Consider the following 22,349-nt stretch of genomic DNA (forward strand, 5'->3'; position numbering starts at 1 on the left):
AGGTAAGCAGCGTATGAAGGCAATAACAGAGGTGGTCATTAGTTTATTCGATTTGGTGGAGGCAGAAGGACGTCTATTAAGACAAAAGACTCTGAAAACAATTGCTATCTCTTTATTGATGACCGTAGCTGCTGTTTTATTCCTAACTAGCCTCGTGTTATTAATGGCCGCTTTGTATAATTTCTTGATTCAATATTGGAGCTTGCCAACGGTCTTATTAGTCACTGCGAGTGCAGGTTTAGTGCTAACAGGAGGCGTGACATGGTACGTTCGACACCTAAGCCAACGTCTGTAGAAGAAGCTAAAGCTCGTTTGCGAGCTAATGTCGCTAGCGTGGATTATTTAGAGCCATTGCGCCGCCGTCCTTTACCCATCGTTGCTTTAGGCTTAGTGGGTGGTTTCCTCGCTTTTCGTGTACTGAGGAAGGGCAAGGTCAATACCAATACAGCGACTGGCCTCTTTGAGTTGGGGATGGCAGTTGCACGTAAATTGCTCTAGCGTTTTAATAAACCATAGCCTAGCAGAGCCAGCCCTAGCAAAGCTACACTCCAGCTCAAAGCGCTCAAGGCTGGGTCTAAGCTTAAATCGGCGGAGCTAATCAGTAGACTCGCACCCACCATTAAACTTCCGCCCGCAATAATAAAGCGCAGCTGAGTTTGTGAGTGTTTTAACTCCTGTTGCAATTGTTCTAGTTGTTTGGATTCATATTGCAGTTTTAATTGTTGCTGAGTTGCTTGCTTGAGAACTTCATGCCATAGATTCGGCATATAGGGGAGGTTTTCCAAAAGTTTGGGTAGATTAACTTTTACACCATTCAACAGGGCGCGCACACCGACTTGCTCATCCATCCAGCGTTCAATAAAAGGTTTAGCCGTTGACCATAAGTCTAAATCAGGATAAAGCTGACGGCCTAGACCTTCAATATTCAAGAGGGTTTTTTGTAATAAGACTAATTGTGGCTGCACTTCCATATTGAAGCGTCTTGCGGTTTGGAATAAGCGCAGCAAAAAATTGCCGAAGGAAATATCTTTAATCGGTAAATTAAAAATCGGCTCACAAACAGAGCGAATCGCTGATTCAAATTCATCCACTCGAGTAGTCGGTGGCACCCAACCCGATTCCACATGTAGTTCAGCGACTCGCTTATAATCACGATTAAAAAAAGCGTAGAAATTTTCGGCCAAATAGCGCTTATCTTCAGGCGTTAAAGTGCCGACGATACCAAAGTCGACTGCCATATACTGTGGCTCATTCGGCTGTGTCGCATCCACAAAAATATTCCCGGGATGCATATCCGCATGGAAGAAATTATGGCGAAACACTTGCGTGAAAAAAATTTCCACTCCTAATTCACCAAGCCGCTTAAAGTTCACGCCTAGATCTTTTAAGCGTTGAATATCGCCGACGGGAATTCCATAAATCCGCTCCATCACCATGACATTGGTATGCGTGTAATCCCAGTAGATCTCTGGCACATACAACATCGGTTCTTGTTCAAAGTTGCGTCGTACTTGACTCGCGTTGGCGGCCTCGCGGATTAAATCCAGTTCATCGAAGATGGTTTTTTCATATTCGGCGACAATTTCTACTGGGCGTAAACGCCGCGCATCTTTCCAATAACGTTGGACTAATTCAGCCAATAAATACATGACGGCTATATCTTGGCGAATGGTTTTTTCAATCCCCGGCCGTAATACTTTCACCACGACTGCCTTGCCATTCCAAAGGGTAGCTGCATGGACCTGAGCGATGGAGGCCGAGGCCATTGGATCGGTTTCAAAATGCTGGAATACGTCTGTGACTGGGCGACCATAAGCTTTTTCGATCAATTGGCGGGCAGTTGCACTCGAAAAAGGTGGTACGCGATCTTGTAAGCGAGTGAGTTCGATGGCGATATCATCGGGCATTAGATCACGGCGGGTGGAGAGCATTTGCCCGAATTTAATGAAAATAGGCCCTAATTCTTCCAGCGAGAGACGAATCCGTTCACCGCGTGGCCCAAAGTCTTGACGTTGCCGCCGCCAATTCCACGGAAATAAATAATAAAGAAAAGCGACAGGGCGAAACAGCGGAATACTCAAGACAAGTTCATCCAGACCATGCCGGATAAAAACTCGTTGAATAGCCCAAAGGCGCAATAAGCGAGTGATGGATTTCATAGCTACCTTTGGAATAAATGGATGGGGACTTAACGATTTACCACATTAAGTCGTCAGGAATTTGATAAGCCGCGTAAGGATCATCTTCGGTGGGACTTGGGTTGCTATTGAGATTTAAAACGACGATAGCACTGGGATCACGCTGGGCAATTTTTTCAGCCACAACACGGGGTACCAATTCGTAACCCTCGCCAAAACGGACTACCGCTAACATGCCATAGGCTAAACGGTCTTGGAGCAGTTCAGTGATCATCAGGGTTTTGACTTTGTTCTGGTCGGCAAATTGATAACGCAACTCACCCTGTCGGCGATCCACCCGATTCATGGTAATTAATTGGCGAATCTGCGCTTGAATCGCTTTTTGCTCAGCTTGCTCGCGCTGTAGGCGGTTGAGTTCTTTAGAACGTTCGGCTTGCTCTTGGCGGGCTTGTTCAGCGAGCAACTTAGCTTCATCGACTTTGACCTCACCCGTGCGCTTGGCTTCTTTTTGTGCCTTGGCAGTTTTTTGATGCGCCGTTTTACGCTCTTCACGGTTAGCTTTTTCGGCTTTGGCTTGATCAATCAAACCGGCTTTAAGAAGTTGGTCTTTTAAGGAACTCATGTTTTCAGTATCCGCAGTGGCTGCAAGAGGGGGATAGTATAGCATTGCTTGGGCTGGGTCGGGAAAGACTACGTATTTGTATTGCAGTTAGTCTAAAGGCATGATGTGTGAAGATAGTTGTTCTCTACCAGAGAATTAAAATGTTAGCAGTAAAACTTTTATAGGAACGCTTGGTAGAAGAAATTCACCAGATTCCCGATACCAAACTTGTCCAAGTATTGGATTTCATTTATTTAGAATTTCTTGCCGTTATGATAATTGTAGCTAGAGATTAAGAGCAAAGAACGGAGTGCCTTGGTTTATAATGGTTCGCTTTTAGCGGGGCAACTGAAATATATCTTCCTACTTGTAATCAGGTCAAAAATAAGTAATCTGGCATAATTTATTGCAGATTTAATTCTTCATCAAGAAACTTAGATGCGCCGCCCCAAAGTTTTTATTAGCCATAGTAGTAAGACACCAGAAGGTATTACTTTTCTGGAGCAAGTCTATACTGCATTGGATCGGCATGGGGGTGGACAAAGCTTTGATGTTTTCCTTGATCGTGAGGAAATCCATACGGGGGAAGAATGGCACAAGAAAATCCTGCAAAACCTTTGTACCTGCGATGCGGTTGTCATTTTGTTATCGAAAGCTGCCTTGAATTCCCATTGGGTGAGGCAGGAAGCCGCGTTTTCTGCGATGCGCAGGTATGGCGACCTTGCGTTGAAGCTGGTGGTGGTGACATTGGACGATGTTACTGCCCAAGAAATTCAGGCTTGCCCCTATCTGGGCGGTGTTGCCCGGTTGCACGATCTCCAATTTGCGCCTAAACACAAAACACCAGAAGACATCATTGAGGAATTGGCTGGTTTAACCATTCGACCTTATTCCCCATTGGGTGACTTGTTGCTCAAAATGAGCGAAACGCTGGAGTACATCAAGCCCGCCACACTGGAACGTGCTATCAGGCTGCTGGACTGTGACTGTGTTGCCACACTCAACTGGAATACCCATCTTGCCCACACGCTGGCACTTTCGGTTGCCAGTGAACAGTACAAGGCACTGAAAAACCTGTCAGCCTTGATGAAAGACATCGGTCACGTCGTAGGGCAAGAGAAAGCCCGCACTCTGCTGCACATGGTCAAGCATTTGTGGGTTAATCCTGACGCTGCTACTCATCTTTCCAATGCGCATACCCAACGGATACCGATTACTGTCAATGGCTTTAACCCGGAAGATTTCACTGCTGGGAGTTATGCCGATAGGGCGTGGGGTAAAGGCAATCATTGGCTCGTACCTGTTGGTAATTGCCGTGATATGGGGTCGATTGAAGAAGTGATGCGGCAAAGTGTCGGTCTGCAAACCATGCCCCAGCGCTACAAAGATAAACTGCTGAAAACCACCTCTGAACCCATTTTACTGGTTTTCCCTGCACCCGATGAGGTTGCACCCGACATTGATCTTTTGCCTGACGAAAATTTGCTGAAAGACATCATGGGGAAATACCCGACGACAGTCATTTTTATTCCAGTCGGAGAAACTTCTCCCGATTGCAGACCAGATTTGCAACCCATTGAACCCGCCTTGGATGTGGCAATGGAAGATGAGCAGTACTTGAACTACTGTAAAGTGAAGCAATACATCGAGAGCATGTAAAGGACTAAAGCTATGAACAACATACTGAAAGATTTTAAATTTCCTGATACCAATGTCTGGCTAGGCAACACGGATGCAGGGATACCGCCGTATGTGCTATCCGATGAGATCAAAATTGCCCTGCAAGTTGCTTTGGTGACAAAACGCCCTTTATTGGTTTCCGGCCTACCGGGTAGTGGCAAGACTACGTTGGCAAAAGCGATTGCTGAATCCCAGGGTTGGAGTTATTTGAAACATACATTGACCTCCCGTAGCCGTTTGGAGGATTTGACAGGTGAAGTAGATCAGTTGCAACGCCTGCACGATGCTCATGTTGTGGTGGGGAACAACAACGGGCTGATGCCAGATTGGGCATATTTGAAACCGGGTTTGTTCTGGTGGGGATTCGACGCAGAATCAGCCTTAGCCAAAGGAAAATCAGAAAATGAAATCACCGTATTAGGCGATGGTTTCCGGCCACCCAGCAAACCTAAAACACTGAAAGATCAGGGTGCTGGTATCGTTATCTTGCTGGACGAAATCGACAAGGCAGAACCTGACTTGCCCAACGATTTATTGGAGCCGCTGGATCGGCGCAGTTTCCAGTTACCGGATGGTACAGAAATCAAAGCCACTGGTGATTTGCACATGTTGGTAATGATTACGACCAATGGCGAACGTGATTTGCCGCCCGCCTTCTTACGCCGTTGCATTCATCTGGAATTGCAAAGCCCGGATTCGAAAGCCTTACAACGCATTGCGACTTTTCATTTCAAGGAAGAATATAAGTATTCGGATAAAGCAGTGATATTTTCCGCTGTTGCAGACAAATTTGCTGGCTTGGTAGTGGATGCCAAAAACACAGACCGCCGTCCACCCGGTACGAGTGAATATCTGGACGCAGTGCGAGCTTGCTTGGAATTGGGCATTACCCCGGACAGCGAAGTATGGGGTCAGGTTGAGCAAGCCACCTTACGCAAACAAGCCAAGCAAGCAGAGGACGCATAATGGCAACCCGGCGGGCTGAAATTGGTTTAGGTGATTGGGTACGGGTCTTGGCAGAATTACCCACGATAACACCTACTGAGCAGGTGTTGGTTGCGCGTTGTTTAGGCTTGCAGGCAGACAAGCTGGAGAGCACACATAACGAACGCTCAACACGGGGAGCGTGGCAGCGTAGCCCACGTAAGCCGGAAGCTCGTGCAGACAAACCCGCCGATAAACCAATTACTACGCCCGACACAGAATCACAGCCTAAATTGCCGGATGAAATCTTGCCCATCCGCATAGAGAAGCTACCGAATACCTTGGAAGCGGGACTTGCGCCTCCTTTGCCAGCGGAAATTGCCAGCCAAAAGCCACTGGAGCTTGGCGCATCCAATCATCCACCTGTACCCCGCCACTCCCTGTTTCCGCAGCGCACGGCGCGGGGTTTGTTGGCAGCAAGTGTTGCCCAGCCTTCACGCGGGTATGATTTGGATATGCCTCGGCTGATTCGGGCTTCAGTACAACGCAAACCCTTACGAAGTTTGCCATTACTGCCACGTTTCAGTACCCAACAAGGTTGCCAATTATTGCTGGATTTCAGCGAGGCGTTAGTGCCGTGGTGGGACGACATGCGCGATCTGATCCAGCAATTTCATGCGGTGTTAGGGGAAACCGCTTGCCCAGTATATGAATTCACCGATAATCCACGCCACGCAGTCCGTTGGACAGAAACAGGTGAACAAACTTGGCAAGCAATTGCTGGAAAACCCGTGGTGATTGCCACTGATTTGGGGCAAGTCCGTACTGCCCGCCACGAATTACGCCCCGGTTTATCCGTCTGGCGTGATTTTGCCTTGCACTGCCGCCGCTGGCAGATTCCCGTGATTGCGTTGACGCCATTGGGGCATAAGCGTTGCCCTAAAGAATTGGCGCATCTTATGTCTATCATCGACTGGAATCCACACACCCGCGCTTCTGATGTCAAACGCCTGATCAACCACAAACAAGGCATCCGGCAATGAGTTGGTTGCAACCCACCCCCGAAAATAAGCAAGATATTCAGCAATTGCGGGAAGAACGACCTGAACTTTATGCGTATGCACAAGTGCTGGCCTTGGCTTTGCGGATAGATTCACGGTTGTTGCGGAACCTCCGTCTGCGCTTTCTCCCCAAAAGCAGCGTGGAACTGGAAACCGAACTTTGGTTTTCACCGTTAATCCATACCCGGAATGTACAGGCAGCAACGATGTACTCCGGCATTGCCCGTGCTTTGTGTGATGCTTTGAAAAATGAGAATTTGGAACGCTTTGCATCAGCCAAAACCGAGATTGGTAAACTGACACGTCACTGGCCTGAAACCGACCGGATCGAACAGGAAATGCGTTGGGCTGTGCTAGAAGGTGATGAGCAGGCATTAAAAAATAACGTGCAACGTATTTTGAAGACTTTAACAGTGGCAGAGGGAGATGTTGAAAAGCGGGAGTTGGCACGTTGGGTGAAAGGTACATTACCCATACTAAATGGGACAAAACAAGCTGATACCGGGCAACAATGGCTTTCGCAGTATGTGGTAGCATCTTTGGGATTGGCTGGTAATTGGTGGGCAGAAAATGCTGAATTACAGCCTTTGCCAGCAGTCTTGGTCAGTGCATTACCCACAGTAAAAAAGCAGAAAATAGGATTACGTCTGCGTCCCGGTATTTTAGAGGTATTGAATCCAGAGAAAGGGCTGGAGATGATTGAAATTTCCGTGCCATTGCCAACTACAGTAATACTTCGTCCCAGTGAAGACACCAAATACTCTGATATTGAATTATATCCATTCTGGATAGGTGAAAAAATTTACATACCTAGAAATATTAACAGTTTAGATCTGCAAATGATTGATGGCAGTTTATTTCAAATTATCCATACAACTACAGAAGAGTCATTGATTTACCGATGCAGGAAATGCCAACATATCCATACAGTGCTCAAATCTGATTTGATTTTAGATTATGAAGTGGTAGGTTCTGACCCTGATCGTGGTATGGGTACAGAGTATCAGTATCAAACCATTGAGTATGTTAACTGCCAGGCCTGTGATAATGGCATGACATTTATATTTAATGTTTGGGAGTATCCTATTGGAATAAAAAACCATGAAACGATTGAGTCTGAGGATGCGGATATAATTGAAAGTTTTTCTCAGAGTATTAACTTTTACGAGGAAGATGATTGGCATGACAGTTCTCAGGCTATTGATCCAATGAACGAAGAAAGAAATCTTTTAAGAAAATTTGAAGACAAGCTATTAAACACAAGCCAAAAAGACATCAATGATATTCTTCATCTCACCAAGAGTTTTATATCAGAAGTAATATTTGCTGATAATTTGTATATTGCTCTTTATGATGAAGGTAAAAATGAAATACATTTCCCTCTTATTTTAAAAGATGGAAGTCCATTGGAAATTAGCTCAAGGTTACTTGATGAGAAAAAAAGAGGAAAAACAGAGGAAATTATTTTAACAGGACACCCAATACTTCATAGAACATTGAAAGAGAGTTATGATTTTTATCAAAATCCTTATATGGAAGAGTTTATAGGAAATCCATTGGCGTCTTGGATTGGAGTTCCTATAAAATCACTTCAAAGACAAGTTATTGGTGTTATTGCAGCATATCATCCAGACAAAGAAAATATTTACTCAGAATCAGATCTGCTTTTCCTCGAGAAGGTTGCTGAAATTCTTTCCGCCAAAATGAGTGCGCTGTTTGAAGAAAAACGCTCTAATATTAAGCCTAATCTTCTCGTATTTGGAAAAGATTTTGATTTATTAAATTCAGTGATTGGACAAATAGGAAAATTATACAGATCAGTAACGCTTGATGTAACACATAATCTAGAAGAAATGCTGGATAAAATAGAAGTTAATGTTTTCGATGCAATTATTCTTATCGAAGAAAGATACTTGAGATACATCAGCAAAGAAAGTAAAAAGCCCATAATATTGATTCAGAATAATATGAGAAAAAAAGAAATTGAATACGATGAGGCAACACGAATATTTAGAGTCGATTTGTCTAAAATGGATTCAATCATTCCGATTTTATTAAATGCAATTTTAAGGCCGATGAAAATTGGTTTTAGCTATAGTGCAACAGAGTATAAAATAGAGGGGAAGGATATTTTTTTTCAGATCGAGAGCTTATTAATTCAGAAGCTCCCTTTTATATCGTTTGCAAATGATTTTAATAAACAATCATCATATTCTTCGCTCAATGAGTATATTGACATTTTATCAAAAACTGGTTTTTTAATTGTTTTTATAAGTCAAAAATTCCTTCATTCAATATACGGAATGTTAGAGTTAATTGAATTGACTAAAAGCGAAAATAAAGAAGTGTTTTTCATTATATTAAAATCCGCCATTGATTTTATTCACGATCCAAATAAACAGGATCTTTTAATTGAACACTGGAAATCTCAAGAAACCAAACTTAAAAAAGACCTAGAGCATTCATCATTAAGTCAACATGATGCTTTTATGTTATCAAAAAATCAAGAAATTATCACATCAATACCTCAGATTATTAAATTCATACGTTATGCTCATATTAGCATAACTGAAGAGATGATAGATGGTGACTTTATTGATCTAATTAAGGCCATTCACAATAATTTGAAAAAAAATCAGGATTATGAAGCTATATATAATATACTTGATGAACCATATTTTATATCGTGAGATTATATACATTTGCCATGATCATACAATTACTGGCTTCTATCAGTCAATTCCACTCCCCAACATCCCGCAACACAGCCTCCACCAAATTCTCAGCCATATAAATATTATTCGCCCGCAAATATTCAACATGAGGTCTTATCACGGCAATCAATCCCTGCTTTTTTGCCTTGCGCAAGATACCCAAAGTCCCTATACGCGGAATATGGAAACGTTCCGCCACCCGTCGAGCCTGAGAATCATCCAGTAGTACAATGCTATCGGCGATAGTTTGCGCCAGCGCGATAGCTTCTGCTTCACCCGGATCAACCAAAATAGATAGTGGCTGGAGTACTTGTTGTTCCGGTTTACGAATTTCCAGCCAAGATAATTGAGCAACAGCCTGAGCACCTGGCATCCCCAAACCTTTCACCGTCACCTCATGCCATACAGCAGGTGGAACTAAAACTCGCTGATACAACTGCCTTAATAAATCCAGTTGCCCAATAATGGCCAGTGAAATCAACGGGCCGCTGTCCGCAACGATAGCTGGTCTAATCATCCTGCAACTCGTCTGCAATCTGGTCATTCTGCAAATTAACCACTGGAACACCCAACCGCCCCAGTTCAAACATGAATTTCAGCTTCGCCATCCCGCAGAATTCCGCTGCCTTGCCTAGTGACAAGCGGTGCAGTTCAAACAACTTGAGAGCCAGTAAAAAGCGTAATTCTTCCTCTAACTCGCGTGGAGCCTTGCCGGATGTGACCAATAGGTCATCAGCGTAAGGTATTGATAAACAGTGCATGGTGCTATTCCTGATACAGTTGTGTTCATAACGTTTAGCCTAGACAACTCAGCTCAAATACCCAACCCACCCTATTTAGGCGGGTCAACCATCCGCTTTTCCGCAGAGGAAACGGGGGTTTCGGTGGGGTTGGCTTCATCGCCTAGCCATTTTGCCAAAGCAGGGGCAGTACGCAGGTGCAAATCCCGTTGTGGGAAGGGCATTTCAATATGGTGTAATCTTAAGGCTGTTTCGATCTCCCAGCAATAATGTGCGTGTACTGCGCCCGGGCGTTTGACTGCATCAGGAGTTAACCAAACCACTAAGTCAAAATTCAGTGCATTATCACCAAAGCCAGTCAGCCATACTTGTGGCTTACGGTTCGGCATAACAAGGGTGTAGGGAACTTTTTCTGCCGCTTCAATCAAAATGCGCCTGACTAGCTCTTTATCGGTACCGTAGGCGACACCAAAGGGGATGCGGATTCGGCGGTAGGCCTCACGCATTGTCCAGTTAACCACGCGCCCGCTAACAAATTCAGAGTTAGGCACCACAATATCGACATTATCATTCGTGGTAATAACAGTACTACGCACCCGCATTTGCCGCACTTCTCCGGTGACACCGGAAGCTAATTCGACAAAATCACCGATTTTTAAACTTTTCTCAAACAGCAAAATAATGCCAGAGACAAAGTTATTAATCATATTCTGCAAGCCAAAACCGATACCGATACTCAAAGCAGAGGCAATCAGGGCAAACTTGCTTACATCCACACCAATGAAAGACAGAGCTACCATAAAACCGATGATAATGATGAGGTAATGCAAGACCCGCCGGACAATAAATAAAGGACCATCATATTCACGTCCCCGCGCCCGGGCTAATTTACGCAAACCATTGCGCAATAACACTGACAGTAGCCAAGCCACCAGCAAAATAATCGCAAAGCGCAAGATACTTAAAGTGGTGATCGGGACTTGATTAATTTCAAACAGGGGTTTACGTAAGCTATCCAATGAAAACTCCACGACAGTACCTGCTGTATCGGTGACTGCTGATACGGCTGCCCTTGCCCCACCTTGCTCTTTAAGAATCTGACTATGCAGTAAATCCAGTAGCAGGGTATTAGCACTTAAGTTAGTTTCCAGCCGCACAACGGCAGCTAAAGCGGTATCACTGAGGCTGCGGTTTTCGGCTTGTAGGCTTTGGATTTGCTGAGGATCTGCGGTTTTATCGTAGACTTCAGGCTCTATAGAAGGGTCTGCCCGCTGATTGCTCAATTCAGTGCGCCATTGCCCTGCCGTTTCACCTAGGGTAACAGTGCTATCACGGGCTTCGCGCACAAACTCTCGCATCAATCCATAATCGGGATCAGATTGGGTCGTGGTTGCGAGTAGTTCATACAGGTATAAGCCGGTTTGTAGACGAATGACTTGAGCTTGTGCTTGAGCAAGATCCACTGCAAGTTGCCGACTTTGTAAGCTTTGTCCTTGCTGTTGCAATTTCCCCATTAGACTAGTGTCATCTAACACGTTCTTGGTCAAGTCTTGCTGTTCGACTTGGGTTTGTAGCTGAGTAAGGGTTTGTTGTGCTTGGGCTAAAGCATTGGCATTGATCGGATCATTGTCCGCTTGTGCTAAATGCTCTTGTGCATAGTTGAAGTCTTCGCGCAATTGGCGGGTGCGATCTTCCAATAAGTCACGAGTATGACTGATATGGCTAAGTTCCGCTGTCACGGTGGCTAAGCGCACTTGTTTATACAGCCAATCCAATACTAAATCAGTACGAGCAGGGTCATCTGGCTTAGTTTCTAAGTAACTCAGTTTTAAGTCAGCTAGTTCACTGTGTAAGCGGCTTTGGGTTTGGGTGGTTTCTTGTACCTGTTCAGTGCGAGCGGCTAGATCATTGCTACGCTCTGCTAGGCGTGCATGTAATTGTAAGAGCTCGGTGATACTGTAATAGGTTTGGCGAGGGGCTAAGGGCGGTAAATCTAAGGTGGTTTTGGTTTTTTGCTCCACCATAGTTTGCCAGCGTTCAAAAGCTTGCTCCACACGTTCGATGCTTGCTTGATGAGCCGGATTAGTTATTTTTTGGATTTGTTCTAGTAAGGTATTGACCCGTTCAGTGCGCTCAGCAGGGCTGGCTTGCTCGAAATAAGTCCACCAATCTGGGGCTAGCTCTTGCAAATCGGGAGCGCTAGCGGGTGTGGAAGCTTGATCAGCCGCCCTTGCCATACCCCATAGGCAGCAACACAAAAGACTAACTAAGCCCCAAGTGAATAATGCTCTGTAGCCCATTCGATCCCCTCGCTCAATTTGCCAGATACTGATTCTGATTAGCTACCTTAGGCTGCTAGCCTCCGCTCTGCAAGTTGACTCAAGAAATACTGGGTAGTTGATTTTCAACGATCTAACTCCTGACAGATAAACAGTCGCTTATTCAATGCTCGCTACCGGTCATGAGGCGAGTGCATGGCAGACTGACCCCTCCTTTTGTGTATATATCACTTCTTTTTACTATGCTTTTGGCTTTGAATTAACTGAATATCCTAGATTCAGGCTAGTTGCTTTTCTGGTTTTAACTCAAGGCAGCGCCCCTGTATGCTGCGATTATTCAGCATCATTAATTAGTATTATTAATCATAGTAAGGAGAAAACATGTTCAACTCTATCGAGATCCCTTTCGGCTGCTCCATGTTGTTCAATGTGGTTGACTTAAAACAGGGTGTTACTGTTGAGGATGTAGAGCTGTTATTAGGTGAAATGTGTAATGTTGTTAAAAATAATTATGGCGATGACAATGGAGGCTTTATTGGCGGACAGGTCTATCGCAATGCAGGTTTTATTTCGGAGGAGGGCAGTGTGCAACCAGAATATGAGGGCAAAAAGCGTATCAAACAAAACATGGGAGATCTTGTGATCGTCACCTATTGGAAATCTTTCGAGCAGCATGAAAAATCCCATGCTGATGCGCTTTTTAAAGAGAAATTCTCCAAATTAGCAGCCTATTGTGATAATACCTTTGAAGTGGGCTATGAAATGTTATGGCAGGGTGTACCCGAAAATCACTAAATTTACCCGATAAACTTAGGCTTTTAGTAGTTTTTGCACACTAACCTATAGGTTAGCGTTGGGCAGTGAGTCTCAAACTGCCCAGCCTTTTTTAGGGGCAAGTTGGGGCAATACAATAAGTCTCGCTGGCTGCTTAATATAGTGCGAAAAACTATAGCGCAGTATACTATCCTTCTTTGCAGGAAATAGGCTGATACCTACCTGTTCCGGTTTATTCGTTGTCCGCCTTGTTATCGGGAGTAACAGCCGCTGGCAGCACCGGTTCAAATTCAAACTAACACCCAATACGAACAGAAAACTGACCCAATGCTGTGAGGAATCATGCCGATACGCAATGGCTATGCGACTGCTTTCTGAATAAACTGCTTGAAGTAAACCCTTGAGATTTGTCTTAAATGTTGTCCTATGGATGCTAGCTTGTTTGCTATTAGCCATGCCTGCATTGGCTAAGCCAACGGTTATCTTGACTGATCAGCAAGCAGCCATTCGGGTGGATACTGGGCTAGATTTTTTGCATGATCCTGATGGAAGTCTGACGATCAACGAACTGACTTCAACGGCCTTCAGTCAGCAGTTTAGTAATACAGGTACAGCGGGATTCTATGTTGGCTTAACGGATGACACCTATTGGCTCAAGCAGCGCTTTGATTATCAATCCAATGTATTGGCTTGGTATTTACAAGTACTCGGCATGGATGAGGCTTGGGTTGAGGTCTATTTGCAGCCAGAGGGTGCAACCCCTATCAGGCTTGATCCAGAGCCGTATTTTCTGTATCACACCTATCCTTTAGCGGTGGCAGCACCAGGGCTATACACCCTGTATGTACGGGTACAAGACCGCAATGATGGTTTGGGCTTAGGCTTTCGTTTTACGCAGGCTGAGCAGCGCGTCAATATCCATCACATTATTTTCTATACCTTGATCAGCGGTGGTTTACTGGCCTTAGGCTTATATAACCTATTTTTATTTGCTAGTTTACGGCATGCGAGTTATGGCTGGTTGGGATTAGGCATTCTGGCGATTAATCTTGAAAATAGCCGTTACACCGGATTACTGCATCAGTATTTACCGGTATGGCCTGAATATGCTCAATTTTATGCAGCTTTTAGTTTTCTTGCCCTCTTAGGGTATATCGAGTTTTTTCGGGATTTGTTGGGAACACGCCATTATTTTCCTCTCCTTGATCAAGCCTTTCGAGTGTTATTTTGGCTGCTTGTGGGCGTGTTAATTAATTTAGCGTGGCTGCCATTTGCTGCCTTGTGCTATACGATATTAGCAGCCTTAGTTTTTACGCTTACCGCTTTCACGATGATTAGGTTGTTCTTTACCCCAATCAAGCTCAATAAAAAACTCAGTTGGGGTTTCGTAGTTTTTATTCTTGGTAGCTTACCTGCGTTGTTAAATGGGCTTTATATTCAATTGGGGTTTGTTTTTGGCTTGCCACTATTACTCCTGACTATTTTTCTGTTTGCCTTGTTGTTATCGCTGGCACAGACAGATCATGTCCGCCTGCTGCGTGAAGAGGCAGCTAGTGCTAAAGCAGCGAATCAGGCTAAGGGGGATTTTCTGACGACGATGAGTCACGAGTTGCGCACGCCGATGAATGCGGTAGTGGGAGCAGGTAGTTTATTACGAGATACAGGGCTTACGGTACAGCAACGCAGCTATGTGGATAAGCTGGAAATTGCTTCCCGTCACATGCTAGCGCTGATTGGTAATATTCTAGATGTGTCTCGGATTGAGCAGCAGGCTTTAAGTTTTGAGGAGATTCCCTTTGATCTCACAGTTATCGCTGCCGAATTGGAAGCTTTATTTGCGGGGCAAGCTAAAGACAAAGGTTTAGCTTTCAGTTTAAAAGCTCCTGCTGCTTCGCTTTGGTTGCAGGGTGATCCAACTCGCTTGAAACAAGTTTTAATGAATTTATTGAGTAATGCGATTAAATTTACTGAGCAAGGTCGGGTTGATTGTAGCTTGCTGGTGGAGGAAGAGCGTGAGGATCTGAGGGTGGTAAATTTTGCTGTCACTGATAGTGGCATTGGCATCACCCCAGAACAGCAAGCACACTTATTCCAGCCATTTTCACAAGCCGATAGCACAACCTCACGGCGTTATGGGGGCAGTGGCTTGGGGCTGGCGATTAGTGCGCAACTGGTGAAACAGATGGGAGGAAGTTTGCATTTAGAGAGTGCATTAGGACAAGGGAGTCGTCTTTGGTTTAGGTTGGAGTTTCCAATTGCCAAAACCCTAGCTACAACCCTAGCTACAGTACCCTCCGTGGTGGCTAGTCAGCGTTTAAACTTAACCGCAGCGGCTATTTTGTTGGTTGATGATGATGTGTTAAACCAGTTTTTCACTCAAGCGGTCTTAGAAAAATTGGGCATGCAAGTCACGATAGCAGGCAGTGGAGCAGCCGCTATTCAGCAAGTTCAACAGCAGAATTTTGCACTGGTATTGATGGATGTGAGCATGCCGGAAATGGATGGCTATGAGACGACTCGTCGCATCCGAGTCATGCCTAATTTAGCTGATTTACCGATTATTGCCTTGACGGCACATGCCATTGCTGGCGAGCGTGAACGTTGCCTAGCTGCTGGGATGAGTGATTTTTTGTGTAAACCCTATCAAATAGCAGATTTGCAGATGACCTTGCAGCGTTGGTTGCGTTGAGGCTGAAGCTTATCCAAATTTAACTCGATTTTGACTGAAAATACTGTCATTTTTTTCTATAGGCTCAGCTACACTCAGTAAATTAGAGTGTGAAGACTAAAAAACGATAATCAGAATGAAAAAGTATTGTTTATATCTGTATTTAGGCTGTCTTTGCCTAATACTGGCAGGTTGCGAGGTGCGTTCTGCAAGTCCTGTCACGGCGACTAAATTGGTTGGCGGTTTAGATCATCCGTGGAGTATGGCTTTTTTACCGAATGAAGAAATTCTCATTACAGAGCGCAGTGGGCAGTTACGTAGTGTGCAAAAAGGTAAGCTGTCTGCGCCTATTCAGGGCGTACCGCCTGTGTTCGCACAAGGGCAGGGTGGTTTATTAGGGGTTGCGGCTCATCCTAATTTTTCAGAAAACCGTTTAATTTATCTGGCTTATAGTGGAGCAGGTCAAGGTGGCGCAAGTACGGAACTCGTGCAAGCTCAATATCAAGAGGGTCAGCTGAATAACCTGCAAAAGCTTTTCGTTTCTTTACCCAAGTTCAAGACGAGTCACCATTTTGGCGGGCGTTTATTGTTTGACCAGCAAGGGTATCTCTATTTAACTTTGGGTGATCGTGGTCAGCAGGACTTAGCTCAGGATCTGAGTAATTCGATCGGTGGTGTTTTGCGTTTCAATGCAGAGGGTAGCGTGCCAGAGTCTAATCCTTTTAAAAATAATCCAGCAGCACTACCTGAGCTTTATACTTATGGACATCGTAATGTGCAAGGTATTGCTTTGAACCCAAGTAATGGTCAAGTTTGGACGCATGAGCATGGTCCACAAGGGGGCGATGAAATCAATCTGCTCAAAGCTGGGGCTAATTATGGCTGGCCCGTGATTACTTATGGTGAGCAATACGGTGGTGGACCGATCGGGCAAGGGAAAACTCAGCAAGCGGGCATGGAGCAACCCTTGCATTATTGGACTCCCTCGATAGCACCCTCAGGGATGACTTTTTACAATGGGGATAAATATTCTGGTTGGAATGGTAGCTTATTTGTTGGCTCATTGAAGTTCGCTAAATTAGTTCGCTTGACCCTCGTTGGTGGCAAAGTGGCGGCTGAAGAAAGCTTATTAGAAAATCAAATTGGGCGGATTCGTGATGTGCAGCAAGGCCCTGATGGTTATTTATATCTCCTCAATGATGAAGCGCAGGGCGGCCTATACCGATTAGAACCGAGCTAGTCACTCGCTAATCCGGCTCTAACCCCTGTTGACTGAGTTGATTTTGCGCTAGGATGCGGGCTTCATTATTTAGGATCTAATCATGCTGTTGATTCCCGCTATCGACCTGAAAGACGGTCAATGTGTACGCCTGCGTCAAGGGCGAATGGATGACTCGACTATCTTCTCCTCTAATCCGGTTGATGTCGCCCAGCGTTGGGTGGATGCCGGTGCACGACGTTTACATTTAGTGGATTTGAACGGCGCATTTGCAGGTAAACCCATGAATGCTGAGGTGGTGCGTGCTATCGCAGCACAGTTTCCGCAGTTACCCGTGCAGATTGGGGGTGGGATTCGTGATGCTGATACGATTGCAGCTTATTTAGAGGCTGGGGTACAGTTCTGTATTATCGGGACGAAAGCGGTCCAAGAACCTGCTTTCGTAGTCGATGTATGTCGGCAGTTTCCGGGGCAAATTATCGTCGGCATTGATGCAAAAAATGGCAAAGTCGCGACCGATGGTTGGGCAGAGGTATCTCAGGTCGATGCGATTGATTTAGCCAAGCAGTTTGAGCAAGCAGGTGTGACTGCCATTGTGTATACCGATATTGCCCGCGATGGCATGATGAACGGGGTGAATGTGAAGGAAACCGCTCGGCTAGCAGCGCATATTTCTATCCCAGTGATTGCTTCCGGTGGTGTCACTGATCTAGAGGATATTAAAGCCCTGCTCGCTGTTGAGGATCAAGGCGTGATGGGGGCTATTCTTGGGCGTTCGATTTATGAAGGTAGGATTGACCTAGCAGCCGCACAGCGCTTGGTGGATGGAGTCTAGTCATGGGGTTAGCTAAGCGCATTATTCCTTGTCTTGATGTAGACAATGGCCGTGTCGTTAAGGGAGTCAATTTTGTTGATATTCGTGATGCAGGCGATCCCGTAGAAATTGCCGCTCGCTATAATCGCGAAGGTGCAGATGAAATCACCTTTCTTGATATCACCGCAAGTTCCGATAATCGCGAAACGATGGTGCATGTAGTTGAAGCCGTTGCCTCTCAAGTGTTCATTCCCCTCACGGTCGGTGGAGGGATTCGTAAATTAGACGATGTACGCCGGATGTTGAATGCGGGTGCAGATAAGGTAGGGATTAATACCGCTGCGATCACTCATCCTGAATTAGTGCGCGAGGCGACAGATTATTTTGGTTCGCAATGTATTGTGGTGGCGATTGATGCTAAGCGCGTCAATGAGCCGGGTCAGCCTTTACGTTGGGAGGTGTTCACCCACGGTGGTCGTAAACGCACAGGCCTAGATGCAGTGGCTTGGGCAGAGAAAATGGCGGCGTATGGTGCGGGTGAGCTTTTAGTCACGAGTATGGATCGAGATGGGACAAAAAGTGGTTTTGATTTAGACCTAATGGCGGCGATTAATCAGCGCGTTTCTGTACCCCTAATTGCTTCGGGTGGGGTAGGTAATTTGCAGGATTTAGCGGATGGCGTATTAAAAGGTGGCGCTGATGCGGTATTAGCGGCTAGTATTTTCCACTTTGGTGAATATACTGTGGGCGAGGCCAAAGCATTTATGGCCGCGCAAGGTATTGAGATGCGTTTATAAAGAATGATGAAGGAGTCTGCATGCTGCAAGTTGATAAACAGTTAATTGCCGAAAGAAAAGAACAATTAGAGTTAGTCCGGCAAGCACTTAAGCAGCATTTTATCGGTATTGATAAAATCATTGATGATTTAATTGGTTATATTCAAGTCTGGTATTTAATGCCAGAGTTGTTGCAGCGCCCCGTCATTGTCAATCTGTGGGGAATGACAGGTGTAGGGAAAACCGATTTAGTTCGTAAATTAGTGCGTGCTTTAGGTTTTCAGGAGCGCTTTGCAGAAATCGAATTATCCAATATTGATCAAACCTTTTGGCATTCATCGGTTTCGTCGATTTTAGACAAGCGTGAGCTACATGATAGTCGGCCTTGTATCTTATTATTTGATGAAATTCAACGGTTTAATACTATTGATTTAGAAGGTAAACCGCTAGCACAATCGCGGTTTATGGATTTCTGGAGTTTATTATCAGACGGTTATCTCACCCGTTATGATCAAGAAGTCAATGATATTGACAATTTCTTAGGGCGGTATTTCTGGGAACGTAAACGCAAGAAAAAGCGCTTGGAGGCGGGTGAAGAGCCAGAGTCCTATGATCATTATGAGCCGTATATTAGTTCTTATGATTTATTGTCGTTCAAAAAAACGCTGAATTTAGATATTGATTTAGAGTCTTTATTTGATTTGCCTGAAAATGAGCTGGTCAACTTGTTGCTGAACGCTAAAAAGAAAAAGACGCTGTATGAACCGATTAATCATGCTCAAACCTTGATTATTGTGTCGGGTAATTTAGATGAGGCTTTTTCAGTAGCACGAGATGCCGCTGAAGCCGATGTGGATGCGGATATTTTTCATGCGATTAGTAGCAAAGTCACCTTAATGGATGTGAAAAATGCGTTGCTACGCAAGTTCCGCCCAGAACAAGTTGCGCGCTTTGGTAATATTCACCTGATTTATCCCAGTTTGCGTAAGCAAGATTTCCAAGCGCTGATTGCACGTGAAGTGCGGCGAATTCAGCAAGAAACAGCGACACGTACAGGCATTCAGCTGAGCGTTGATCCTAGTATGGAGGCTTTGATTTATCGGAATGGTGTTTTTCCTGCTCAAGGTGTGCGGCCGGTATTTTCTAGCGTGACGGATATTTTAGAAGTCAATTTATCGAATTTTCTCTTGCAAGCTTTAACGACGGAGGCGGATAAGGTTGCTTTGAGTTATGATAGTACGCATAAGCAGATCATTGCGGAGGTCGGTGAGCAGCCAGTCAAGCTGGCATTTGAAGGGCGAATTGATCAGATTCGGGCGAGCAATCAAGCCGCAGTGACCGCCAATATCAGTGTGCATGAAGCCGGGCATGCAGTACTTTATATGGTGCTGTTTAATTTAGTACCTATGCAGCTACAAAGTCGGATTGCGAACAGCTATGCGGGGGGCTTCACTTTTCCTCATCAAATTTATCGGACTAAACAAACTATCTTGGATATGATCAAGATTTTCCTAGCCGGTGGTTTAGCGGAGGAGTTGCTCTTTGGAGTCAGCGAAGCCTCGATCGGCCGTTCACAGGATCGTGAAGAGGCAACGATTTTAGCGATTGATTATATGCGCCGCTATGGTTTTGGTGATGCTTTTCAAGCGAACTACGTGATGGAAGATCATGCCCATCGAATGAAAAAAGAAATTACCGACACTGAAGTTGAACATATGATTGCCGCTCAAGTTGAGCTAGCACGCGGCTTATTACAAAAGCATGAGGTCCTACTGATTGAGTTGGCGCAGAAATTATCCCTGACAGGCAAGTTAGAAGTGCAAATGATTGCTGATTTAGCCAAGCTACATGGCTTGGTGGTGAGTGTACAGAATGAGCACTATCTCCATGTGCCAGCTTACGATACGCAATTAGATTCTGCTAATTTATCTGTAGGCAATTGTTCTTAAGCCGTTTCTTCCCGCATAATGCGCGCATGATGAATGAGCAGATACTTTCACAATTAGCGTTGGTGCTAGAAGAACGTAAGCAAGCCCCACCAGAGAGTTCTTACGTGGCTAAGTTGTATAGCCAAGGCTTGGATACCATTTTGAAGAAAATTGGTGAAGAGGCCACTGAAACAGTGATTGCCGCTAAAGATGGTGACAAAGAACAAATTGTCTATGAGCTGGCTGATTTATGGTTTCATAGCTTAGTGTTATTAGCCCAGCAAAATTTACAGCCGCAAGACGTACTTAACGAATTAGGTCGTCGTTTCGGCTTATCAGGCTTGGCAGAGAAAGCCAGTCGACCCTCTTAAACGATAGGATGATGAACTACGATGCATTTTAGTCCTTTACAATTAGTCCTGATCTTAGTGATTGTCATTCTCCTGTTTGGCACTAAAAAGCTACGCAGCATGGGTGGTGATTTGGGTGAAGCCTTCAAAAATTTCAGAAAAGCTGTGAAAGATGGCGATGAAGCCACCGCTCCAGAGGCTGAAAAAACCGCTCAGCAGATTCCACCTGCGAATAGCAATCCTATACAAGGCAATGTGATAGATGTGCAAGCCAAGGAAAAAGATAAAGTTTAAGCTTAGGCACTCGCATGTTTGAAACTAGCTTTCTGGAAATGTTGGTGATTGGGATCGTTGCTTTATTAGTGATCGGTCCTGAGCGCTTGCCTACGGTCGCCCGCACTATTGGTTTGTGGGTAGGTAAAGCACGCCGTTTAATCGCTCATACCCGTGCTGATATTGAAAGAGAGCTAGGCACTGAAGAGTTACGCTCGATGCTGTATAAGCAAGAAGAAGAATTGCGTAATTTGCGGGTCATGATGAATGACCAAGTTGATACGGTGAAAAAGGATATTGAAACGCATGTTAAATCAGAGTAAAGGGGCTGAAAGTGCCGGTGAAAAGGCATTTTTAGAGCATCTGATTGAGCTGCGTGATCGTCTACTGCGCATTGTGATGGTCTTAGGCTTCGTGTTTATTTGCCTGACGCCCTTTGCACAAGATTTGTATAATTGGCTCTCTGATCCCTTGGTTCGCAATTTGCCAGAAGGTGAAAAACTGATTGCGATTGGGGTGGCTTCGCCGTTTATTGTACCTTTTAAGTTGGCGTTGATGGTTGCCTTCTTATTGACCCTCCCTTATACCTTCTATCAAGTCTGGGGGTTTGTTGCGCCCGGTTTGTATCAGCATGAAAAGAAAATGGTGACTCCACTCCTGTTATCGAGTGTAGGGCTATTTTATGTGGGGATGGCCTTTGCCTATTTTTTCGTTATTCCCATGATTTCAAAAGCAGCGGTAGCCTTTGCACCCGCTAATGTTAATCCGACACCAGATATAGCCACGTATTTAGATTTTACCGTGGCGATGTTTTTGGCTTTTGGTTTAAGTTTTGAAACACCTGTGGCCACTATTCTCTTGATTCGGATGGGCATAGTCAGTGTTGAATCGCTGGCCAAAGCTCGTCCCTATATTATTGTTGGTGCTTTCACGATTGCGATGTTTTTGACTCCACCTGATGTGGTTTCACAAATTATGATGGCTGTACCGATTTGGTTATTATTTGAGGTTGGCTTATTTTTAGGCCGAACTGTGGCTAAGAAAAGACCCGATGCAGAGGCCTTTGATGCTGATGTGTTCGGTTCAAATGCTCTAGTGCCTGCTGCCGCCGTGGGTACGGCCAGTGTTTTCCAAGCGGGTGAAGATATTGAAAGTTTAGATCCAGCAGAATCCTCATCCAACTCTGCAGAGCATTGGCAAGACGAGCATTATAGTTTTAAAGAAATGGATGATGAATTTCGTCCTTTGACGGATGAAGAATTAGAAGCCGAGCTAGATAAAGCTGCCAAAGAACAAGCTGCCTTGGATGAACAAGGTCGTTATGCAGCAGGCGAAACCATTCAACCGAGTGATGAGCCAATACCACCCAAAGATTAATGGGCAAGCTTTGCTGCCCGCCTAGATGTATTA

General features: G+C 44.9%; 21 protein-coding genes. 16 read left to right on the forward strand and 5 right to left on the reverse strand.

All coding sequences use genetic code 11. The features are described 5' to 3' along the window. Positions 1-13: 13 nt before the first annotated feature. Both B5D50_RS07925 and B5D50_RS07930 read left to right on the forward strand, forming a co-directional pair. Positions 14-295 (forward strand): hypothetical protein, encoded by a 282-nt coding sequence (locus tag B5D50_RS07925; protein ID WP_078922052.1) that lies wholly within the window; start codon positions 14-16, stop codon positions 293-295. Then, on the forward strand, positions 262-498 hold the full coding sequence (locus B5D50_RS07930) for a hypothetical protein (RefSeq protein ID WP_078922053.1): 237 nt from the start codon (positions 262-264) through the stop codon (positions 496-498). The genes B5D50_RS07925 and B5D50_RS07930 overlap by 34 nt, the downstream gene beginning before the upstream one ends. Here the strand turns inward: B5D50_RS07930 and ubiB are convergent. Both ubiB and B5D50_RS07940 read right to left on the reverse strand, forming a co-directional pair. Further along, positions 495-2,159, reverse strand: coding sequence for a ubiquinone biosynthesis regulatory protein kinase UbiB (gene ubiB / locus B5D50_RS07935; RefSeq protein WP_078922054.1), 1,665 nt, complete (start codon positions 2,157-2,159; stop codon positions 495-497). The two genes, B5D50_RS07930 and ubiB, sit on opposite strands and share 4 nt — an antisense overlap. 37 nt (positions 2,160-2,196) lie before the next feature. After that, positions 2,197-2,760, reverse strand: a complete 564-nt coding sequence (locus tag B5D50_RS07940) for a DUF2058 domain-containing protein (RefSeq protein ID WP_078922137.1) — start codon at positions 2,758-2,760, stop codon at positions 2,197-2,199. Positions 2,761-3,177: 417 nt separating this feature from the next. Between B5D50_RS07940 and B5D50_RS07945 the strand changes: the two genes are divergently transcribed. Genes B5D50_RS07945 through B5D50_RS07960 form a run of 4 tightly spaced genes read left to right on the forward strand, consistent with a single transcriptional unit; the run spans position 3,178 to position 9,094 of the window. Further along, a complete protein-coding gene (locus B5D50_RS07945) occupies positions 3,178-4,398 on the forward strand; it encodes a toll/interleukin-1 receptor domain-containing protein (RefSeq protein WP_078922055.1) in 1,221 nt (406 codons plus the stop codon). Between the two features lie 12 nt (positions 4,399-4,410). Beyond that, the gene (locus tag B5D50_RS07950) at positions 4,411-5,385 is read left to right on the forward strand and encodes an AAA family ATPase (protein WP_078922056.1); all 975 of its coding nucleotides are present in this window, start codon (positions 4,411-4,413) and stop codon (positions 5,383-5,385) included. Then, positions 5,385-6,386, forward strand: a complete 1,002-nt coding sequence (locus B5D50_RS07955; protein WP_078922057.1) for a hypothetical protein — start codon at positions 5,385-5,387, stop codon at positions 6,384-6,386. The genes B5D50_RS07950 and B5D50_RS07955 overlap by 1 nt, the downstream gene beginning before the upstream one ends. Continuing rightward, on the forward strand, positions 6,383-9,094 hold the full coding sequence (locus B5D50_RS07960; protein ID WP_078922058.1) for a GAF domain-containing protein: 2,712 nt from the start codon (positions 6,383-6,385) through the stop codon (positions 9,092-9,094). Before B5D50_RS07955 ends, B5D50_RS07960 begins: the two co-directional genes overlap by 4 nt. 46 nt (positions 9,095-9,140) lie before the next feature. Here B5D50_RS07960 and B5D50_RS07965 read toward each other — a convergent pair whose 3' ends face one another. From B5D50_RS07965 to B5D50_RS07975, 3 genes are all read right to left on the reverse strand, one after another. Next, positions 9,141-9,635 carry a PIN domain-containing protein gene (locus B5D50_RS07965; RefSeq protein WP_078922059.1) on the reverse strand — a complete coding sequence of 165 codons (495 nt, stop codon included), beginning with the start codon at positions 9,633-9,635 and terminating at the stop codon, positions 9,141-9,143. Further along, a complete protein-coding gene (locus B5D50_RS07970; RefSeq protein WP_078922060.1) occupies positions 9,628-9,879 on the reverse strand; it encodes a UPF0175 family protein in 252 nt (83 codons plus the stop codon). Before B5D50_RS07970 ends, B5D50_RS07965 begins: the two co-directional genes overlap by 8 nt. Positions 9,880-9,950: 71 nt before the next feature. Beyond that, positions 9,951-12,158, reverse strand: coding sequence for a mechanosensitive ion channel family protein (locus B5D50_RS07975; RefSeq protein ID WP_078922061.1), 2,208 nt, complete (start codon positions 12,156-12,158; stop codon positions 9,951-9,953). Between the two features lie 360 nt (positions 12,159-12,518). Here B5D50_RS07975 and B5D50_RS07980 point away from each other — a divergent pair, with 360 nt between their 5' ends. From B5D50_RS07980 to tatC, 10 genes are all read left to right on the forward strand, one after another. Next, the gene (locus B5D50_RS07980; protein ID WP_078922062.1) at positions 12,519-12,932 is read left to right on the forward strand and encodes a hypothetical protein; all 414 of its coding nucleotides are present in this window, start codon (positions 12,519-12,521) and stop codon (positions 12,930-12,932) included. Between the two features lie 379 nt (positions 12,933-13,311). After that, positions 13,312-15,600: a hybrid sensor histidine kinase/response regulator gene (locus B5D50_RS07985; RefSeq protein ID WP_143594293.1), complete on the forward strand. Its 2,289-nt coding sequence runs from the start codon at positions 13,312-13,314 to the stop codon at positions 15,598-15,600. Between the two features lie 115 nt (positions 15,601-15,715). Next, a complete protein-coding gene (locus B5D50_RS07990; protein ID WP_078922064.1) occupies positions 15,716-16,819 on the forward strand; it encodes a PQQ-dependent sugar dehydrogenase in 1,104 nt (367 codons plus the stop codon). A gap of 82 nt (positions 16,820-16,901) precedes the next feature. Further along, a complete protein-coding gene (hisA, locus tag B5D50_RS07995; protein ID WP_078922065.1) occupies positions 16,902-17,633 on the forward strand; it encodes a 1-(5-phosphoribosyl)-5-[(5-phosphoribosylamino)methylideneamino]imidazole-4-carboxamide isomerase in 732 nt (243 codons plus the stop codon). A gap of 2 nt (positions 17,634-17,635) precedes the next feature. Continuing rightward, positions 17,636-18,409 carry an imidazole glycerol phosphate synthase subunit HisF gene (gene hisF, locus B5D50_RS08000; protein WP_078922066.1) on the forward strand — a complete coding sequence of 258 codons (774 nt, stop codon included), beginning with the start codon at positions 17,636-17,638 and terminating at the stop codon, positions 18,407-18,409. A gap of 20 nt (positions 18,410-18,429) precedes the next feature. Continuing rightward, positions 18,430-20,337 carry an AAA family ATPase gene (locus B5D50_RS08005; RefSeq protein ID WP_078922067.1) on the forward strand — a complete coding sequence of 636 codons (1,908 nt, stop codon included), beginning with the start codon at positions 18,430-18,432 and terminating at the stop codon, positions 20,335-20,337. Between the two features lie 29 nt (positions 20,338-20,366). After that, a complete protein-coding gene (locus B5D50_RS08010; RefSeq protein ID WP_200807061.1) occupies positions 20,367-20,687 on the forward strand; it encodes a phosphoribosyl-ATP diphosphatase in 321 nt (106 codons plus the stop codon). Between the two features lie 21 nt (positions 20,688-20,708). Next, entirely contained in the window at positions 20,709-20,960 is a 252-nt protein-coding gene (tatA, locus tag B5D50_RS08015; RefSeq protein WP_078922069.1) for a twin-arginine translocase TatA/TatE family subunit, read from the forward strand. A 14-nt stretch (positions 20,961-20,974) separates the two neighbouring features. Next, a complete protein-coding gene (tatB, locus tag B5D50_RS08020; RefSeq protein WP_078922070.1) occupies positions 20,975-21,262 on the forward strand; it encodes a Sec-independent protein translocase protein TatB in 288 nt (95 codons plus the stop codon). Beyond that, positions 21,246-22,316 carry a twin-arginine translocase subunit TatC gene (gene tatC, locus B5D50_RS08025; protein WP_078922071.1) on the forward strand — a complete coding sequence of 357 codons (1,071 nt, stop codon included), beginning with the start codon at positions 21,246-21,248 and terminating at the stop codon, positions 22,314-22,316. Before tatB ends, tatC begins: the two co-directional genes overlap by 17 nt. Positions 22,317-22,349 lie beyond the last annotated feature (33 nt).

This window comes from Thiothrix eikelboomii, assembly GCF_900167255.1.
Classification (GTDB): Bacteria; Pseudomonadota; Gammaproteobacteria; order Thiotrichales; family Thiotrichaceae; genus Thiolinea; species Thiolinea eikelboomii.

Coding starts and splice junctions, on each gene's coding strand:
- tatC (WP_078922071.1), top strand. CDS start 21,246: ATGTTAAATCAGAGTAAAGGGGCTGAAAGTGCCGGTGAAAAGGCATTT.
- tatA (WP_078922069.1), top strand. CDS start 20,709: ATGCATTTTAGTCCTTTACAATTAGTCCTGATCTTAGTGATTGTCATT.
- tatB (WP_078922070.1), top strand. CDS start 20,975: ATGTTTGAAACTAGCTTTCTGGAAATGTTGGTGATTGGGATCGTTGCT.
- B5D50_RS07955 (WP_078922057.1), top strand. CDS start 5,385: ATGGCAACCCGGCGGGCTGAAATTGGTTTAGGTGATTGGGTACGGGTC.
- B5D50_RS07925 (WP_078922052.1), top strand. CDS start 14: ATGAAGGCAATAACAGAGGTGGTCATTAGTTTATTCGATTTGGTGGAG.
- ubiB (WP_078922054.1), bottom strand. CDS start 2,159: ATGAAATCCATCACTCGCTTATTGCGCCTTTGGGCTATTCAACGAGTT.
- B5D50_RS07930 (WP_078922053.1), top strand. CDS start 262: ATGGTACGTTCGACACCTAAGCCAACGTCTGTAGAAGAAGCTAAAGCT.
- B5D50_RS07980 (WP_078922062.1), top strand. CDS start 12,519: ATGTTCAACTCTATCGAGATCCCTTTCGGCTGCTCCATGTTGTTCAAT.
- B5D50_RS07960 (WP_078922058.1), top strand. CDS start 6,383: ATGAGTTGGTTGCAACCCACCCCCGAAAATAAGCAAGATATTCAGCAA.
- B5D50_RS07990 (WP_078922064.1), top strand. CDS start 15,716: ATGAAAAAGTATTGTTTATATCTGTATTTAGGCTGTCTTTGCCTAATA.
- B5D50_RS08010 (WP_200807061.1), top strand. CDS start 20,367: ATGAATGAGCAGATACTTTCACAATTAGCGTTGGTGCTAGAAGAACGT.
- B5D50_RS07940 (WP_078922137.1), bottom strand. CDS start 2,760: ATGAGTTCCTTAAAAGACCAACTTCTTAAAGCCGGTTTGATTGATCAA.
- B5D50_RS07970 (WP_078922060.1), bottom strand. CDS start 9,879: ATGCACTGTTTATCAATACCTTACGCTGATGACCTATTGGTCACATCC.
- B5D50_RS07945 (WP_078922055.1), top strand. CDS start 3,178: ATGCGCCGCCCCAAAGTTTTTATTAGCCATAGTAGTAAGACACCAGAA.
- B5D50_RS07965 (WP_078922059.1), bottom strand. CDS start 9,635: ATGATTAGACCAGCTATCGTTGCGGACAGCGGCCCGTTGATTTCACTG.
- hisF (WP_078922066.1), top strand. CDS start 17,636: ATGGGGTTAGCTAAGCGCATTATTCCTTGTCTTGATGTAGACAATGGC.
- B5D50_RS08005 (WP_078922067.1), top strand. CDS start 18,430: ATGCTGCAAGTTGATAAACAGTTAATTGCCGAAAGAAAAGAACAATTA.
- B5D50_RS07975 (WP_078922061.1), bottom strand. CDS start 12,158: ATGGGCTACAGAGCATTATTCACTTGGGGCTTAGTTAGTCTTTTGTGT.
- hisA (WP_078922065.1), top strand. CDS start 16,902: ATGCTGTTGATTCCCGCTATCGACCTGAAAGACGGTCAATGTGTACGC.
- B5D50_RS07950 (WP_078922056.1), top strand. CDS start 4,411: ATGAACAACATACTGAAAGATTTTAAATTTCCTGATACCAATGTCTGG.